This window comes from Amycolatopsis sp. NPDC003676 (assembly GCF_053587275.1).
In genome coordinates this window covers 1-16,536 of the sequence record NZ_JBSFNS010000064.1, presented here as the reverse complement: position 1 = coordinate 16,536, position 16,536 = coordinate 1, and the positions used below count along the sequence as shown (strand labels likewise).

Sequence of the window (16,536 nt, the reverse complement as noted above, 5' to 3'; positions counted from 1 at the left end):
GTGTGCTAGGCGCGCCCGGGCGGCCTGGCCTCCCACTGCGCCCGGGAACCCCCGGGTAGCCTGTCCCGAACCGGGGGAACCGGTAGCCATCCAGTACCCGTGGCCAAGAGGGGTCGGCAGCACGTGCACCTGAAAAGCCTGACGCTCAAGGGCTTCAAGTCCTTCGCCTCGGCGACCACGCTGCGCTTCGAACCCGGCATCACCTGCGTGGTCGGCCCGAACGGCTCCGGAAAGTCGAACGTCCTCGACGCGCTGCGCTGGGTCATGGGCACCCAGGGCGCGAAGGACCTGCGCGGCGGCAAGATGGAAGACGTCATCTTCGCCGGGACCGCGGGCCGCGCGCCGCTCGGCCGCGCAGAGGTCACGCTCACCATCGACAACGCCGACGGCGCGCTGCCGATCGAGTACGCCGAGGTCTCCATCACCCGCCGGATGTTCCGCGACGGCGCGAGCGAGTACGAGATCAACGGCGACCGCTGCCGCCTGATGGACGTGCAGGAGCTGCTCTCGGACTCCGGCATCGGCCGCGAGATGCACGTCATCGTCGGGCAGGGGCAGCTCTCGGCGATCCTCGAGTCGAAGCCCGAGGAGCGGCGCGCGTTCATCGAGGAGGCCGCCGGCGTCCTCAAACACCGCAAGCGCAAAGAGCAGACCCTGCGCAAGCTCAACAACATGCAGGGCAACCTCGACCGGCTCACCGACCTCACCACCGAGCTGCGCCGCCAGCTGAAGCCGCTGGGCAAGCAGGCCGAGATCGCGCGCAAGGCCCAGTCGGTGCAGTCCGACCTGCGCGACGCCCGGCTCCGGCTCTTCGCCGACGACCTGGTCACCCAGCGCCAATCCATCGCCCGCGACGAGGCCGACGAGCGCACTGCCCGCCAGCGCCGCGCCGAAGTCGAGCAGGCGCTGGAACTCGTCGCCGCCGAGGAAGCCGAGCTGGAAGCGTCGCTCGCCGAGGACGCGCCGCGGCTGCAGATCGCGCAGGAGACTTGGTACAAGCTCTCGGCGCTTACCGAGCGGCTGCGCGGCACCGTGCGGCTGGCTGTGGAGCGGCAGCGGCACCTTTCTTCCGATGTCTCCGCGCCCACCGGCGGCCGTGACCCGGAGGAGCTGCTTGCCGAGGCCGAGCAGGCCGCGGAGCGCGAGCAGGAGCTGACCGAAGCGGTCATGGAGGCCCGCGAACTTCTCGCGGAAACCGTGCTGCGCCGGGAAGATCTCGAACAGCGGGTGCAGGCCGCGGAGCGCGCGCACTGGGCCGCGGTCCGGGCGATCGCCGACCGCCGTGAGGGCATGGCGAAGCTGACCGGTCAGGTCGAAGCGCTGCGCAGCAAGAACGGCGCGACCGCGGAAGAGGTCGACCGGCTCACGGTCGGTCTGCAGGAAGCGGCCGAGCGCGCCGAGATCGCGGTCGAGGAGCTGGAAGAAGCGAAAGCCGTTGGCGGCACGGAGGAATCCGACGACGCCGACCTGCAGCAGCGCCACGACCGCGCGGTGGAGGCGAACAACGCCGCCAAGGCCCGCGTCGAAGAGCTGGTGAAGGCCGAGCGCGGTTCGGAGCGCGAGATCGCGTCGGAAAAGGCGCGTGTCGAGGCGCTGTCGATGGGGCTCAAGCGCAAGGACGGCGCGGGCGCGCTGCTGGGTGCGTCGGCGGAATTGCCGGGCCTGCTCGGTTCGGTCGCCGCGTTGCTCACCGTGCAGCCGGGCCACGAGGTCGCGCTGGCCGCCGCGCTCGGACCGATCGCGGACGCGGTCGCGGTTTCCGGCGGCGAGAACGCGCTGTCCGCGCTGAAGTACTTGAAGGAGACCGATTCCGGTCGCGCCGGGATCGTGCCGGTCAGCGCTGGGTCCACTGTGGACACTAGCGCGTGGCCGATGCTGCCCGAGGGCGCGCGGTGGGCCCGCGAGGTCGTCAACGCGCCGGAGCAGCTGCGGCCCGCGGTGGAGAAGGCGCTGGACCGGCTCGCGCTGGTGCCGGATCTGGACGCCGCGCGGCAGCTCGTGGCCCAGCATCCGCAGGTGCGGGCGGTCACCGCCGAGGGCGATGTCTTCGGGGCCAACTGGATTGCCGGCGGTTCCGCCGCTCGCGAGAGCGTGATCGAGGTCCAGGCGGCGGTCGACGAGGCGCAGGAACGCTTGCGCACGGCCGAACGCGCGCTGGAGCAGTACTCCGCCGAGCTGGAAGGCGCGCGCGCCGAGCAGCAGTCCCGGCGCGAAGAGGTCGGCCAGGCGAAGGACGCGCTCGGCGAAGCCAAGGTGCGCAAGGCTCGTTCGTCCGAGCGGCTCAACCGGTTGCAGCAGGCCGCGCGGTCCGCGCAGGCCGAGGTCGAACGGCTGACCCAGCAGCGCGCGAAAGTCGAGCAGAGCCGCGAGCAGGCGCTGGAACAGTTGGCAGAGCTGGAAGAACGGCTCGCCGCGGTCGCCGAGCAGCCGGTCGAGGACGACCCGGACACCGCCGAGCGCGACGAGGCCGCCGAGCAGCTTGCCGTGGTACGGCAGGAAGAAGTCGAAGCGCGGCTCGCACAGCGCACCGCCGAGGAACGCGCGCGCAGCATCGCCGGGCGTGCGGAGTCGTTGCGCCGTGCGGCTTACGCCGAGCAGCAGGCCCGTGAGCGCGCGGCCAAGGCCCGGGAAGCGCGCGAGCGTGGTGCGGAAATCGCGAACGCGGTCGTGAACGCCGGTGAGTTCGCGCTGGAGCGGATCGAACTGAGCGTGCAGCGCGCGGCCGCCGAACGCGACGAAGCCCAGGCGCAGCGCCAAACCCGCGAAACCGCGCTCACCGCGGTACGGGCGAAGGTGCGCGAGCTGTCCGGCGAACTGGAGAAGCTGACCGACGCCGTGCACCGCGACGAGGTGCTGCGCGCCGAGCAGAAGCTGCGGCTGGAAACGCTGGAAGCCAAGATCGCCGAGGACTTCGGCATCGGGCTGGCGGACCTGGTCGAGGAGTACGGCCCGGACGTGCCGGTGCCGCCGAGCGCGGGCGAGATGGCCGAGTACGAGGCGGCGAAGGAACGCGGCGAGGACGTCACGCAGCCGCCGCCGATGCCGTTCGACCGCGACACCCAGGCCCGCCGCGCCAAGCGCGCGGAGAAGGACCTGACCCTGCTGGGCAAGGTGAACCCGCTGGCGCTGGAGGAGTTCGCGGCGCTGGAGGAGCGCTACAAGTTCCTGTCCACCCAGCTGGAAGACCTCAAGGACACCCGCAAGGACCTCGAGGCCGTCATCAAGCAGGTCGACGAGAAGATCCTGGAGGTCTTCGCCTCGGCCTACGCCGACGTGGCGCGCGAGTTCGAGACCGTCTTCGGCGTGCTGTTCCCCGGCGGCGAGGGCCGGATGGTGCTCACCGAGCCGAACGACCTGCTCGCCACCGGCGTGGACGTCGAGGCGCGCCCGCCGGGCAAGAAGGTCAAGCGGCTTTCGCTGCTGTCCGGCGGCGAGAAGTCGCTGGTGGCGGTCGGCATGCTGGTCGCGATCTTCCGCGCCCGCCCTTCGCCCTTCTACGTGATGGACGAGGTCGAGGCGGCGCTGGACGACACCAACATGCGCCGGCTGATCGGCCTGCTGGAGCAGCTGCGCGATTCGTCGCAGCTGATCATCATCACGCACCAGAAGCCGACCATGGAGATCGCCGACGCGCTGTACGGCGTGAGCATGCAGGGCGACGGCATCACCAAGGTGATCTCGCAGCGGCTGCGCGCCGCGGACGAGGAACCGGTCCCGGCTTCCTGAGGGGGGTTGCGCCGTTCGGGGCGATCCTGCCCGAACGGGCAGCTCTGCCCGGACAGCCGTCCGGTCGGCCAACTGCCGCGGCGTCCGCGCGTCTTCAGGGGTGTTCGAAAGAAACACATCCTGGAGGGGATTCGACAATGCGCACCATGGTGGCCCGCACCCTGATTTCCGGTTCGATGCTCGGCGTTGCGCTGGCAGCAGGCGCGTGCGGCGGCGGTCCGCAAGCCGGGCAGGCCGCGGCGGTGCAGAGTCCGCTCTCCGCCGCGCCGACCGCTTCGTCGGTGGCCGCGCCGAGTTCTTCCGCGACGCCCTCGCCGGCTCCGACGCACACGAGCAAGCCCAAGCCGCACCCGACCCCGGCCAAGCAGCAGCCCAGCGACCGGTTGCCGGGCAAGGGCGAACTCGGCAACGGCGCGGACTGCGGCCCGATCGACGGCCCCGGCGGCAAGGTCGACGTGGTGACCGAGGCGATGCCCGCCGGAACCGTCGGCTGCACCGAGGCGATCAACGTGATGTCCGACTACCTGACCCAGGCGCCGACCAAGGCGCAGGGCACCGGGCGCTTCCTCGACGTCGACGGCTGGAACTGCGGCTACGACGGCGGAAACGGCGGCAGCAAGCAGATTTTCTGCGGCAGCAAGGGACTTTCGTTCCACGGCAAGGCCGTCTGAGCGAGGCCCGTTTCTCTCGCACCCCGGGTACGAAAGGGTAGAAGCGGGCGCGACGGCTGTCCGGGGCGGGCCCGCTGCTGGCACGGTCGATCTCGTCCGGCGGCGCGGTTTCCCCGCGGGCCGGGCGCACTTTCAAGGCAGCACTGGGAGAAAGGTTCCACAGCGATCATGCCTTCACTCGTCAAGAGACTCGCGATCGGCGGCGCCGCGGCGCTCGCGCTGGCCGGCACCGTTCCGGCCGGTCAGGCGTTCGCCATCGACCGGGTCGCCTGCAACGGGCGCACCGACTTCGTCCAGCTGCGCCTCGCGGGCGGAAACCCTTGGGACGGCAGCGATGTCGCCTGCTTCGCCAACGGCGGCGCGACGTATGTGGACCTGGGCGGCGTCACCCGGGTCGACTCCGGCAACAACTCGGTCACCCTGTACTGGGACGGCGGCCAGGCCAGCCTCGGCCACTGGCAGGGCGCCGACCTGAACTTCGTGCACGTGCGGCAGGTCTGGATCCACTGACGGATTTCTCGCGGACGGCCCGGCTTCCCGCCGGGCCGTTTCGCTGCCGCGCTGCCGACCCGGCGCGGGCCCCTTAGGGTGATTTCGGCCGATCGGCGGCCGAAGCCCGGGGAGGGATTCTTCATGCGCTCGAAGCTGTCCAAAGCCGTTGTCGCAGCGTCGATTCTCGCGTTCGGCGCGCTGGCCTCGGCTTGCGGCGGGAGCAACGACACGGCGGGTGAAGTCTCGTCCCCGCCGTCGGTCGCGCTCACTGCCACGTCCGCACCGGCGAGCCCGCTGCCGAGCAGCAAGGCCGCGCCTTCAAGCAAGACACCTGGCCCGGACAGTTCGGACAACGGCGAAACGGTCGGCCCGCCGGTCGAGTGCGGCCCGATCGACGCGCCCAACGGCAAGGTCGGCCTGGTCGCCGCCGAGACCAAGGCCGGTCGCCCTGGCTGCACCGAGGCGATCAACGTGATCACCCAGTACTTCGCGGACGCGCCGAAGAAGGCCGAGGGCACCTCGCACGTGCTGAACGTCAGCGGCTGGCGCTGCATGGCCGACACCGGCGCGCAAGGCAGCGGCCGGATCGGCTGCGACAAGGACGGGCTGGCCTTCTATACCCAGCCGTAGAACGCAGTCTCGCCGGGTTCCCGCAGGAACCCGGCGAGAGCAAATCCCTTGTTACGCAGGGGTTTCCGCGGGTTCTTCGACCTTCTCGACGTTCGGGTCCGCGCCGCGCCGCCGCAGCGACAGCAGACCGCCCACGATCAGCGTGATCAGCACGCCGGCGAAGGTGTACCAGTAGGTCGCCAGCGGCACGAGCGTCTTCGTGGCCGCGCCGAAGCGGATGTGCACCTCGGTCGTGGCCTTGTCGAATTTCACGAACAGGATCAGGAACGCCATGCCGACCACCGAGCAGGCGAACGCGATCACCGCGTCGGACTGGCGGGCCTTGCGCACCAGCAGGCCGAGGAAGAACGAGCCGAGCAGCGCGCCGTAGGTGTAGCCGACGATCCCGAGTCCCTGCTGGATCACCGGGTCCTTCGAGTTCGTGAACATCGAGGCGAACACCGCGAAGACCGCCGCCCAGATGAGTGTCCACATGCGACCGTGCCGGAGCAGCTTCGCGTCCTCGATCGACTTGTGCGTGAACCGCTGGTAGAGGTCGGCGATGGTGGACGTGGACAGCGCGTTGAGCGCGGACGCGAGCGCGCCCATCGTCGACGCCAGGATTCCGGCGATCAGCAGCCCGGCCAGGCCGACCGGAAGGTCGTTGACGATGAAGTTGGAGAACACGTCGTCGCCGGACATCTTCCCGGCCGCGACCGCGGTGGCCGTCGAGCCGGTCTTGCCGCCGGTGTAGACCCACAGCATCGCGCCGACGAGCAGGAACAGCGCGAACTGGACGAACACCACGATCGACGAACCGATCAGCGCGCGCTGGCCGTCGCGCAGGTTCCGGCACGACAGCAGGCGGCCGACGATCAGCTGGTCCGCGCCGTGCGAAGCCATCGACAGGAACGCGCCGCCGACCACCGCGCAGAGGAACGCGTACGGGTTGGTGAGCAGATTCGACGCGAAGTCGGTGAGCTGGAACCGGCCCTGGCTCGAAGCGATCTGCGTCCAGCCGGACGGCAGCTTCGTGGACAGGAAGATCACCGCGCCGATCGCGCCGAGGATGTAGAGCGACCACTGGATGACGTCCACCCAGATCACCGACTTGATGCCGCCGACGAACGCGTAGATCACGGTGAGCGCGGTCAGCAGGACGACGATGTGCCAGTACTCGGTGTGGATGCCGTAGTGGCCGAGGATCGCCTTGATCGGGATCGCCCCGGCGAACAGCCGCAGCCCCTCGGCGAGCAGCCGCGTCACCACGAAGGTGACCGACGCGGTGCCCTGCAACCCGCGCCCGAAGCGGCGGCCGAGGAATTCGTACGCGCTCACGTAGTTGCCGCGGAAATAGCGCGGCAGCAGCACGAACGCGGCGATCACGCGGCCGATGATGTAGCCGAAAGCCACCTCCAGGAACAGGAAGGCGCTGCCGAACACGAGCCCGGGCGTGGAGATCACGGTGAGCGTGGACGTCTCGGTGGCCACCACCGAGAGCGTGACCGCCCACCACGGCATGCTGCGCTCGCCGACGAAGTAGTCGTTCGCGGACTTCTGTCTGCGCCCGATCAGCACGCCGATGATCGGCATCGCCGCGAGGTACACGATGACGATCACCAGATCGACTGGATTCATGGGGTTCTCCTACCGTGGTTGCCCGGATTCCGCGACCCGGAGCCGGGTCGCGGCGCCCCCCAGCGGGGCGGGGAGATTCAGGGGAGCCGCGCCCGGCGTCAGCGCGCCGAGCAGGCGGGGACCGCTCGCGCCGGTGGCTGAGGGCAGCGTCGCCGGGACGCCGCACCAGCTCAGCCAGCCGAGCAACGCGGTCAGGTAGGCCTCTTTGCCGGAGCCGGGGAGGCCGAGGTCGTCGCTGGTGCGGAGCGCGCCGTCGGGCAGGAGCTGGGCGAGCGCGGCCATCGTGGCGGGGTTCGCGACGCCGCCGCCGGACGCGACGACGGTCGCGACGCCGTGCCGCCGGCATTCCGCGGCGACCGTCGCGGCGGTCAGTTCGGTGAGCGTAGCCAGCAGGTCCTCCGGGGACAACGGCGGCAGTCCGGACAGGGCCGCGTCAAGGTATCCGCCGTGGAAGTGCTCTTTGCCAGTGGATTTCGGGGGAGGGGCGGCGAAATAGGGGTCGGCGAGCAGCCGGTCGAGCAGGTCTTTCCGGACTGAACCGGCGAGCGCGAGCCGTCCGTCGACGTCGGCGGACAGCTTGCCGTCGCTGACGTGGGCGGCGGCGAGATCGAGCAACGCGTTGGCCGGGCCGGTGTCGTACGCGAGCACCTTGTCCGACTGCGTGACGACGGTGATGTTCGCGATGCCGCCGAGGTTGAGCGCGGCCACCGGACTTCCGGTCTCTTCGGCGAGACCGCGCAGCCACATCGCGTCGAGCGTGCTCGCCAGCGGCGCGCCCTGGCCGCCCGCGGTGATGTCGCGGATGCGGAGGTCGGCGATCACCGGCACTCCGGTGCGCTCGGCGATCCACGCCGGCTGGCCGAGCTGGAGCGTGCCGAGCGCGACGCCGTTCTCGACCCAGTGGTAGACGGTCTGGCCGAGCGAGGCGATCACGTCCACCGGCCCGTACGCCGCGATCCCGCGCGCGGCGGCGTCCGCGAATGCCTGGCCGACCCGGGTGTCGAGGACGGTCAGCTGCCGCGCGCTGCTCGGCCGCGGCGGGAGGGCGTCGAGGAGATCCGTGCGGAGGTCGGCGGGATAAGGCACGTCGAGCTCGCCGAGCGGGGTGAGGACGACTGTCCCGTCGTCTTCGCGGATTTCGGCGACCGCGACGTCGATCCCGTCCACGGACGTGCCCGACAGCAGCCCGAGGACGCGGAAACAGTGGCCGGCGGGGGTGGTCATCCGATGTGGTCTAGTCAACACCGAAGGGGTGGCGCAAGACGCCTCGTGGAGTCTTGGCCGAATCGGAACCGTTCGCGTTACTCGTTGGCCTCGCGGTGGGGTGTCCCGTGGCTTGTGCACGCGGATGACAGGATGGTGGCGTGTCGAGCACCTGGTTCTGGATCGTTGTCGTCGCCGTCGTCGTCCTGGTCGCCGTGCTGGTGTCCGGGCTGCTCATCGCGCGCAAGCGGCGGATCAGCATGGCCGAGCGGCGCGAGGTCGAGGAGAAGCCGAAGGGCGGCGGGTACGCCGCGAGCGGCGGGATCTCCTTCGCGTCCGGCGGGACGGCGGTCGAGGAGAAACCCGAGCCTTCGCCTGAGCCCGAGCCTGCTCCTTCGCCGGAGCCGGTGGTCGAGCACCCCGTCGAAGACCGGCCGGAAGTCGACGGCCAGCCCGCGGTCGGCGACGACGCCGCGGTCCCGCGCGACTCCGACCAGCGCACGGTGCGCGACGTCAAGCTCCCCGAGCCGGTCGAAGAAGAAGCCCCCGAAGCCGTTGTGCCGGGAACGGTCGAGCCCATCGAGGAGATCGAGTCTCCGGCCGGTCGCCTCGAGCGCCTGCGCGGCCGTCTGTCCAAGTCCCGCTCGGTGTTCGGCCAGAGCCTCCTGGGCCTCCTCGGCGGCGGCGACCTGGACGAGGACTCCTGGCAGGACGTCGAAGACACCCTGCTCCTGGCGGACCTCGGCGCCGCCACGACGACCCAGATCGTGGACCGCCTGCGCGACGAACTGAACCGCCGCGCGGTGCGCACGTCGGACGAGGCGCGCGAACTGCTGCACGAGGTGCTGACCGCGGCGCTGTCCACGGACGCCGAGCGCTCGGTCCGCGCGCTGCCGCACGAGGTAGACGGCAAGAAGCAGCCCGCGGTCGTGCTGGTGGCCGGCGTGAACGGCACCGGCAAGACCACGACGACCGGCAAACTGGCGCGAGTCCTGGTGGCACAGGGCGGAACCGTGGTCCTCGGCGCGGCCGACACGTTCCGCGCCGCCGCCGCCGAACAGCTCCAGACATGGGGCGACCGCGTGGGCGCGTCGGTCGTGCGAGGCAAGGAAGGCGCGGACCCGGCGGCAGTCGCGTTCGACGCGGTCAAGCAGGGCATCAGCGAGGGCGTGGACACGGTCCTGATCGACACCGCGGGCCGCCTGCACACGAAGACCGGCCTGATGGACGAACTCGGCAAGGTGAAGCGGGTCGTCGAGAAGCAGGCGCGGGTGGACGAGGTGCTGCTCGTGCTGGACGCCACGACCGGACAGAACGGCCTCGCGCAGGCGCGGGTGTTCGGCGAGGTCATCGACGTGACCGGGATCGTCCTGACGAAGCTCGACGGCACGGCCAAGGGCGGGATCGTGTTCCAGGTCCAGCGGGAGCTGGGGGTGCCGGTGAAGCTGGTCGGACTCGGTGAGGGGCCGGATGACTTGGCGCCGTTCGAGCCTGGTGCGTTCGTGTCCGCTTTGCTGGGCTGATGAAGTGAACCGCGTCACCCTTCGCACGTTGACCGGAGCAGACCGGTCGCGAGTGCACGAGATCCTCTCCACGCCCGAAGTAGCGCAGTGGTGGGGCGAAGCCGACGAAGAGACCGACGGCCTGCTCTCGAAAGAGGGCGACCAGCACGCTTACGCCATCGAGTACGAGGGCCAGACCGTCGGCGTGATCCAGAGCTGGGAAGAGCCCGGTCACCGCTACCGGCACGCCGGAATCGACCTCGCCGTGCACCCGGACCACTACGGGCTCGGGCTCGGCGCGGAGGCGATCCGGATCCTCGCCCAGCGCCTGTTCGACCAAGGCCACCACCGGCTCACCATCGACCCGGCGGCGGCCAACGTCCGCGCGATTCACGTGTACGAGAAGCTCGGCTTCCGGCGCGTCGGGATCCTCCGCGACTACGAGCAAGGGCCCGACGGGACCTGGCACGACGGACTGCTGTTGGACCTCCTCAAGGGCGAACTCAAGTAACCGGCAGCTGCTGCGAAAGCCGGTCCGCGATCTTCTGCACCACCGGCGCGATGTGGCTCACCGCGTCCGCCGTCAGCCGTCCGGACGGGCCGGAAACCGAGACCGCCGCGGGCACCGGTGCGCCGGGGATCGCGACGGCGATGCAGCGCACCCCGAGCTCTTGTTCCGCCTCGTCCAGCGCGTAGCCCTGTCCGGCGATCTTCTTCAGCTCCACCGCCAATGCGTCCGCGTCCGTGAAGGTGTGCTCGGTGTACGCGGGCATTCCGGTGCGTTCCAGCAGCGACGAGACCTCGTCGGCGGGCAGTTCCGCCAGCATCGCCTTGCCCACACCGGTGCCGTGCGGCAGCAAACGCCGGCCGACCTCGGTGAACATGCGCATCGAGTGCTTCGACGGCACCTGTGCGACATACACCACCTCGTCGCGTTCCAGCACCGCCAGGTTCGCCGTTTCGCCGACCTCCTCGACCAGCTCCACCAGCAGCGGCCGCGCCCACGCGCCGAACTGCATGCTCGCGTTCTCGCCCAGCCGGATCAGCCGGGCGCCGAGCGCGTAGTGCCGGTTGGTGTTCTGCCGGACGTAGCCCAGCGACACCAGCGTGCGGATCAGCCGGTGGATCGTCGGCATCGGCAGCCCGGACAGGGTCGCCAGCTCCGACAGGCTGGCCTCGCCGCCAGTGTCCGCCAGGTGCTCCAGCAGCTCGAACGCGCGCTGCAGGGACTGGACGCCGCCGTCTCGTCCGCTCTTCTCAGCCGCCACCAGTGGTCCTCCTCACAGACCCGATTGATGTTCCGCTATGCAGAAACTATAGTCCGTCAGGTAAAAACCGTAGGGACGTTATCCAAAGCACTACTCGGGGTGTTGCGCATGTCTGAGGTCCAGGTTCTCGGCGGGTCCGTCGAGCGTGGGGACGAGATTCTGACGCCGGAAGCCCTCGCTTTCGTAGCGGGCTTGCACGACGAGTACGCCGCGCGGCGCGACGAACTCCTCGTCGCGCGGGGCAAGCGGCGCGAGGAGGCCCGCACCACCGGCCGCCTCGATTTCCTCGCCGAGACCAAGGAGGTCCGCGAGAGCGACTGGCAGGTGGCCGGCGCTCCGGCCGCGCTGCGCGACCGCCGCGTGGAGATCACCGGTCCGACCGATCGCAAGATGACCATCAACGCCCTCAACTCCGGCGCCAAGGTGTGGCTCGCCGACTTCGAGGACGCCAACACGCCGCACTGGGCGAACGTCGTGGGCGGCCAGGTCAACCTGTCCGACGCGATCCGCGGCACCATCACGCTCGACCAGAACGGCAAGCACTACGAGCTGAAGCCGGACGTCGAGCACGCCACCATCGTGGTCCGCCCGCGCGGCTGGCACCTCGACGAGCGGAACCTGACCTTCGGCGGCCGCAAGGGCGTCGGCGCGCTGGTCGACTTCGGCCTGTACTTCTTCCACAACGCGCAGGAACTGCTCAACCGCGGCAAGGGCCCGTACTTCTACCTGCCGAAGATGGAAAGCCACCTCGAAGCGCGGCTGTGGAACGACGTGTTCACGCACGCGGAGAAGGCGCTCGGCATCCCGCACGGCACCGTCCGCGCGACCGTGCTGATCGAGACCATCCCGGCCGCGTTCGAGATGGAAGAGATCCTCTACGAACTGCGCGAGCACGCCTCGGGCCTCAACGCGGGCCGCTGGGACTACCTGTTCAGCGTCATCAAGTACTTCCGCGACGCGGGCGAGAAGTTCGTGCTGCCGGACCGCAACTCGGTCACCATGACCGCGCCGTTCATGCGCGCCTACACCGAACTGCTGGTGCGCACCTGCCACAAGCGCGGCGCGTTCGCGATCGGCGGCATGGCCGCGTTCATCCCGAGCAAGGACCCGGAAGTCAACAAGGGCGCCTTCGACAAGGTGCACGCCGACAAGTCGCGGGAGGCCGGGGACGGCTTCGACGGTTCGTGGGTCGCGCACCCGGGCATGGTCGCACTCTGCAAGGAAGAGTTCGACAAGGTCCTCGGCGACCAGCCCAACCAGCTGGGCCGCACCCGCGACGACGTGCAGGTGACCGCCGACCAGCTGCTGGACGTCGCCTCGACGCCGGGCAGCGCCACCGCGGCGGGGCTGCGCGCGGCGGTCGACGTCGGCATCCGCTACCTGGCCTCGTGGCTGGGCGGCAACGGCGCGGCGGCGATCCACAACCTGATGGAAGACGCCGCCACGGCCGAGATTTCGCGGTCGCAGGTGTGGCAGTGGGTCAAGAACGGCACGCAGCTGGACAACGGCGAGAAGGTCACCGCGGAGCTGGTGCGCGGGGTCGTGGCCGACGTCCGCGGCGAGCTGGCGGCGGAGGTTTCCGACGATCTGCTGAAGCCCGCGGTCGAGCTGTTCGAGCAGGTCGCGCTGGCTGACGAGTTCCCGGACTTCCTGACCCTGCCGGCGTACGAGCACATCCAGTAATGGGCGGCGGACGGCTCGCCGAGGACGTCTACGCCGCCGCCGACACGCGGTTGGCCGAGGCCGACGCGCGCGTGGCGGCGCGGTATCCCGGCGAGTCTCCGGGCCGTCGTCCGGTGCACACGGTGTACGTGCCGGCGTCGCAGTACCGCACGCGCCTGGTCGCCGATTGGGGCAAGCAGGCGATGCGGGTCTTCGTCGAACACGGCGACCTGCTGAACCTCGACCCGGCGGTGGCCGAGCGGGTCCGCGAGAAGCTCCTCACCGAGCCGATCGAGGACCTCCGCATCGACTTCGAGGACGGTTACGGCCATCCCGGCGACGAAGCGGAGGACGCGGCCGCGGAAGCCGCCGGGCGCACCCTCGCGACCACCGGCGGCACCCCGTTCGTCGGAATCCGGTTCAAGAGCTTCGAAGCCGCGACGCGGCGGCGGGGCATCCGGACGCTCGATCTGTTCCTGTCCGGCTTGCTGTCCGAAGGCTCGCTGCCGGACGGATTCGTGGTGACGCTGCCGAAGGTCACCGCGGTCGAGCAGGTCGAGGTCGCCGCGGAAGTGTTGGGGCGGCTGGAAACCGCGTACGGACTGGCGGACCGCGCGTTGCGGTTCGAGGTGCAGATCGAGACCGCGCAGTCGATCCTTTCGACCGACGGCACGGTCTCGGTGGCGCAGATCATCCAGGCCGCCGACGGCCGGTGCTCCGGGCTGCATTACGGGACCTACGACTACAGCGCGGGTCTTGGCATCAGCGCGGCGTACCAGAGCATGGCGCACCCCGCGGCCGATTTCGCGAAGCAGGTGATGCAGGTCGCGGCTGCCGGAACGGGCGTGCGGCTGTCCGATGGTTCGACCAACCGGCTCCCGGTTGGCGACGACCTGCCGGGCGCGTGGGCGGAGCATCTGCGTCTGGTGCGACGGTCGCTGGAGAACGGGTTTTACCAGGGCTGGGACCTGCATCCGCACCAGCTGCCGACCCGGTACGCGGCGACCTACGCCTTCTATCGCGAAGGTGCTCCGGCAGCGGCCAAGCGGTTGCAGGACTACGCGTCGAAGACGGCCGGGGGAGTGCTGGACGAACCCGCGACGGCGGAGGCGCTGGCCCGGTATCTGCTCGGCGGGTACAACTGCGGAGCGTTGGCGGAGTCGGAGTTGCCTTTTGAACCGGCGCGGCTGGACGCGTACGCGCGGCGGCAAGCCTGAACGATCGCGAGTGCCTGCGCTACTCGGCGCAGGCGCTCGCGATCGCCGCGGTGTCCCAGTAGAACGGCCGCACGTCGGCGATCCGCCCGTCCTCGATCCGCAGCGCCTGCAGGATCGGGAACTCCAGCTCCCGCCCGGTCGCCCGCGCCCGGGCCCGAACCTGGGTGAGCACCACCGACGTCGCGCCGAGGGCGAGGAACTCCTGTTCGCCGATCTCGAACGACTCCCAGACCCGGCTCATCTCGAGGAAGAACTTCTCCAGCCCGGCGTGGCCGTGCCAGTCGCCGCCGAACGGCAGCCCGTCCGCCTGGTGCAGTACGACATCCTCGGCGAAATACGGGGCCAGCGGGGCGAAAGAGGCCGAACCGGGGCCGCCGGCGGCGAAATACTCGGCTTCGGCTCGATACATGCCGTGCAGCACGGCAGCGGGATCAGTCACGGTCGCCAGCCTGGCCCGGCCGCGAGGGAGCCGCTGGCGGCAATCGGACTTCGCGGTCTCCGTACGTTCTGCCGGTCGCCCTGGGTAGACTTCACGCCGGTCTTTTCAGGGGCGGGAAAGGAAACACATGGCTGAGGAAACCGGGACGGTCGAGACGCTGGAGTTCCAGTCCGAGGCGCGCCAGCTGCTGCAGCTGATGATCCACTCGATCTACTCGAACAAGGACATCTTCCTGCGCGAGCTGGTCTCCAACGCCTCCGACGCGCTGGACAAGCTGCGGCTGGAGACGTACCGCGACAAGGATCTGCAGGCCGAGACCGAGAACCTGCACATCGAAATCCTCCTCGACGCCGAGGCGCGCACTCTCACCGTGCGCGACAACGGCATCGGGATGAGCCGCGACGACGTCGTCAACCTGATCGGCACCATCGCGAAATCCGGCACCGCCGACTTCCTGCGCAAGCTGAAGGAGTCGAAGGAATCCGCGGGCCAGGACCTGATCGGGCAGTTCGGCGTCGGCTTCTACTCCAGCTTCATGGTCGCCGACAAGGTCACGCTGGTGACTCGGCGCGCGGGCACCGACGAGGGCGTCTGCTGGGAGTCGACCGGCGAGGGCACCTACACGATCGAATCCCTCTCGGACGCGCCGCAGGGCACCTCGGTGACGCTGCACCTCAAGCCCGCCGACGACGAGGACCACCTCTACGACTACACGTCGCCGTGGAAGGTCCGCGAGATCGTCAAGCGCTACTCCGACTTCATCACCTGGCCGGTGCAGATGGCCAAGGAAACGAAGGAAGACGAAGAGAGCGGTCTCGAGACCGTCAACTCGATGAAGGCGCTCTGGGCGCGGTCGAAGGACGAGGTCTCCGACGAGGAGTACCACGAGTTCTACAAGCACATCAGCCACGACTGGACCGACCCGCTCGAGACGGTCCGGATGCAGGCCGAGGGCACCTTCGAGTACCAGGCACTGCTGTTCCTGCCCTCGCGCGCGCCGGTGGACCTGTTCATGCGGGACGCGAAGCGCGGCGTGCAGCTGTACGTCAAGCGCGTGTTCATCATGGACGACTGCGAAGCGCTGATGCCGAACTACCTGCGCTTCGTGAAGGGTGTCGTCGACGCGGCGGATCTGTCGCTGAACGTGTCGCGCGAGATCCTGCAACAGGACCGGCAGATCCGCGCGATCCGGCGGCGGCTGGAGAAGAAGATCCTCTCGACGGTCAAGACGATGATGACCGAGGAGGCCGAGAAGTACGCGACGTTCTGGCAGGAGTTCGGCCGCGCGGTCAAGGAAGGCCTGATCGACGACCCGGAGAACCGGGAGCAGATCCTCGAGATCTCGTCGTTCGACTCGACGCACCACGCGGAGAAGCCGACCTCGCTGCGCGACTACGTGTCGCGGATGAAGGACGGCCAGGAGCACATCTACTACCTGACCGGCGAATCGCGCACCGTCATCGAGAACTCGCCGCACCTGGAAGCGTTCCGCGCCAAGGGGTACGAGGTGCTGATCCTCACCGACCCGGTCGACGAGATGTGGACGGAGTCGGCGAGCGGCTTCGACGGCAAGACGTTCCAGTCGATCGCGAAGGGCGAGGTCGACCTCGGCGACGAGACGTCCGAGGAGAAGAAGGCCGAGTACGCGGACCTGCTGAAGTGGATGTCGGCGACGCTGACCGACACCGTCAAGGAGGTCCGGCTGTCCTCGCGGCTGACGACGTCGCCGTCCTGCATCGTCGGCGACGCGGGCGACCTGACGCCGACGCTGGAGAAGATGTACCGCGCGATGGGACAGGAACTGCCGCCGGTGAAGCGGGTTCTGGAGCTGAACCCGGAGCACGTGCTGGTGACCGGCCTGCGCAAGGCGTTCGCCGAGCACCCGGAGGACACCTCGCTGGCGGAGACGGCGGAGCTGCTGCACGGCATGGCGTTGCTCGCCGAGGGCGGCGAGCTGAAGGATCCGAGCCGGTTCCTGAACCTGGTGGCGGATCGCGCGGCCAAGGCGTTGTGAGCCAATCGGCATCCCGGTCGACGACAAAGGCATCAACGTCGACGCACTGTCTACTTCAGACTATTCCGTCGTGCTGGTGACCGCCGCGCACCAGT

At 69.6% G+C, this 16,536-nt stretch carries 13 protein-coding genes; 9 read left to right on the top strand and 4 right to left on the bottom strand.

All coding sequences use genetic code 11. The annotated features are described in order from the left end of the window. The first annotated feature begins 123 nt into the window (after positions 1 to 123). From smc to ACWDNU_RS29455, 4 genes are all read left to right on the top strand, one after another. Entirely contained in the window at positions 124 to 3,726 is a 3,603-nt protein-coding gene (smc, locus tag ACWDNU_RS29470; RefSeq protein ID WP_370940538.1) for a chromosome segregation protein SMC, read from the top strand. Positions 3,727 to 3,863: 137 nt separating this feature from the next. Next, positions 3,864 to 4,397, top strand: a complete 534-nt coding sequence (locus tag ACWDNU_RS29465) for a hypothetical protein (RefSeq protein ID WP_449671299.1) — start codon at positions 3,864 to 3,866, stop codon at positions 4,395 to 4,397. Between the two features lie 168 nt (positions 4,398 to 4,565). Continuing rightward, positions 4,566 to 4,907 carry a beta/gamma crystallin domain-containing protein gene (locus tag ACWDNU_RS29460; RefSeq protein WP_449671298.1) on the top strand — a complete coding sequence of 114 codons (342 nt, stop codon included), beginning with the start codon at positions 4,566 to 4,568 and terminating at the stop codon, positions 4,905 to 4,907. A gap of 123 nt (positions 4,908 to 5,030) precedes the next feature. Further along, complete coding sequence (locus ACWDNU_RS29455; RefSeq protein WP_370939497.1) at positions 5,031 to 5,519, top strand: hypothetical protein; 489 nt, start codon at positions 5,031 to 5,033, stop codon at positions 5,517 to 5,519. A gap of 51 nt (positions 5,520 to 5,570) precedes the next feature. On the opposite strand, the gene ACWDNU_RS29450 is transcribed toward ACWDNU_RS29455, so the two are convergent. Further along, a complete protein-coding gene (locus tag ACWDNU_RS29450; RefSeq protein ID WP_449671297.1) occupies positions 5,571 to 7,136 on the bottom strand; it encodes a sodium:solute symporter in 1,566 nt (521 codons plus the stop codon). 9 nt (positions 7,137 to 7,145) lie between these two features. Further along, the gene (locus tag ACWDNU_RS29445; protein ID WP_449671296.1) at positions 7,146 to 8,360 is read right to left on the bottom strand and encodes an anhydro-N-acetylmuramic acid kinase; all 1,215 of its coding nucleotides are present in this window, start codon (positions 8,358 to 8,360) and stop codon (positions 7,146 to 7,148) included. A 140-nt stretch (positions 8,361 to 8,500) separates the two neighbouring features. Between ACWDNU_RS29445 and ftsY the strand changes: the two genes are divergently transcribed. Together ftsY and ACWDNU_RS29435 are read left to right on the top strand one after the other, a co-directional pair. Continuing rightward, complete coding sequence (gene ftsY / locus ACWDNU_RS29440; protein WP_449671295.1) at positions 8,501 to 9,862, top strand: signal recognition particle-docking protein FtsY; 1,362 nt, start codon at positions 8,501 to 8,503, stop codon at positions 9,860 to 9,862. Next, positions 9,810 to 10,352 carry a GNAT family N-acetyltransferase gene (locus ACWDNU_RS29435; RefSeq protein WP_449671294.1) on the top strand — a complete coding sequence of 181 codons (543 nt, stop codon included), beginning with the start codon at positions 9,810 to 9,812 and terminating at the stop codon, positions 10,350 to 10,352. The genes ftsY and ACWDNU_RS29435 overlap by 53 nt, the downstream gene beginning before the upstream one ends. Here ACWDNU_RS29435 and ACWDNU_RS29430 read toward each other — a convergent pair. Then, positions 10,345 to 11,109: an IclR family transcriptional regulator gene (locus ACWDNU_RS29430; protein WP_370939493.1), complete on the bottom strand. Its 765-nt coding sequence runs from the start codon at positions 11,107 to 11,109 to the stop codon at positions 10,345 to 10,347. The two genes, ACWDNU_RS29435 and ACWDNU_RS29430, sit on opposite strands and share 8 nt — an antisense overlap. Positions 11,110 to 11,217: 108 nt before the next feature. On the opposite strand from ACWDNU_RS29430, the gene aceB reads away from it, so the two are divergent. Together aceB and ACWDNU_RS29420 are read left to right on the top strand one after the other, a co-directional pair. Then, a complete protein-coding gene (gene aceB / locus ACWDNU_RS29425; protein WP_449671293.1) occupies positions 11,218 to 12,792 on the top strand; it encodes a malate synthase A in 1,575 nt (524 codons plus the stop codon). Beyond that, entirely contained in the window at positions 12,792 to 13,988 is a 1,197-nt protein-coding gene (locus tag ACWDNU_RS29420; protein ID WP_449671292.1) for a DUF6986 family protein, read from the top strand. Before aceB ends, ACWDNU_RS29420 begins: the two co-directional genes overlap by 1 nt. 19 nt (positions 13,989 to 14,007) lie before the next feature. Here ACWDNU_RS29420 and ACWDNU_RS29415 read toward each other — a convergent pair whose 3' ends face one another. Next, positions 14,008 to 14,427, bottom strand: coding sequence for a nuclear transport factor 2 family protein (locus ACWDNU_RS29415; RefSeq protein WP_449671291.1), 420 nt, complete (start codon positions 14,425 to 14,427; stop codon positions 14,008 to 14,010). Positions 14,428 to 14,554: 127 nt separating this feature from the next. On the opposite strand from ACWDNU_RS29415, the gene htpG reads away from it, so the two are divergent. Then, positions 14,555 to 16,441, top strand: coding sequence for a molecular chaperone HtpG (gene htpG / locus ACWDNU_RS29410; RefSeq protein WP_449671290.1), 1,887 nt, complete (start codon positions 14,555 to 14,557; stop codon positions 16,439 to 16,441). Positions 16,442 to 16,536 lie beyond the last annotated feature (95 nt).

Coding starts and splice junctions, on each gene's coding strand:
- ACWDNU_RS29465 (WP_449671299.1), top strand. CDS start 3,864: ATGCGCACCATGGTGGCCCGCACCCTGATTTCCGGTTCGATGCTCGGC.
- ACWDNU_RS29460 (WP_449671298.1), top strand. CDS start 4,566: ATGCCTTCACTCGTCAAGAGACTCGCGATCGGCGGCGCCGCGGCGCTC.
- ACWDNU_RS29455 (WP_370939497.1), top strand. CDS start 5,031: ATGCGCTCGAAGCTGTCCAAAGCCGTTGTCGCAGCGTCGATTCTCGCG.
- ACWDNU_RS29450 (WP_449671297.1), bottom strand. CDS start 7,136: ATGAATCCAGTCGATCTGGTGATCGTCATCGTGTACCTCGCGGCGATG.
- ACWDNU_RS29445 (WP_449671296.1), bottom strand. CDS start 8,360: ATGACCACCCCCGCCGGCCACTGTTTCCGCGTCCTCGGGCTGCTGTCG.
- ACWDNU_RS29435 (WP_449671294.1), top strand. CDS start 9,810: ATGACTTGGCGCCGTTCGAGCCTGGTGCGTTCGTGTCCGCTTTGCTGG.
- aceB (WP_449671293.1), top strand. CDS start 11,218: ATGTCTGAGGTCCAGGTTCTCGGCGGGTCCGTCGAGCGTGGGGACGAG.
- ACWDNU_RS29420 (WP_449671292.1), top strand. CDS start 12,792: ATGGGCGGCGGACGGCTCGCCGAGGACGTCTACGCCGCCGCCGACACG.
- htpG (WP_449671290.1), top strand. CDS start 14,555: ATGGCTGAGGAAACCGGGACGGTCGAGACGCTGGAGTTCCAGTCCGAG.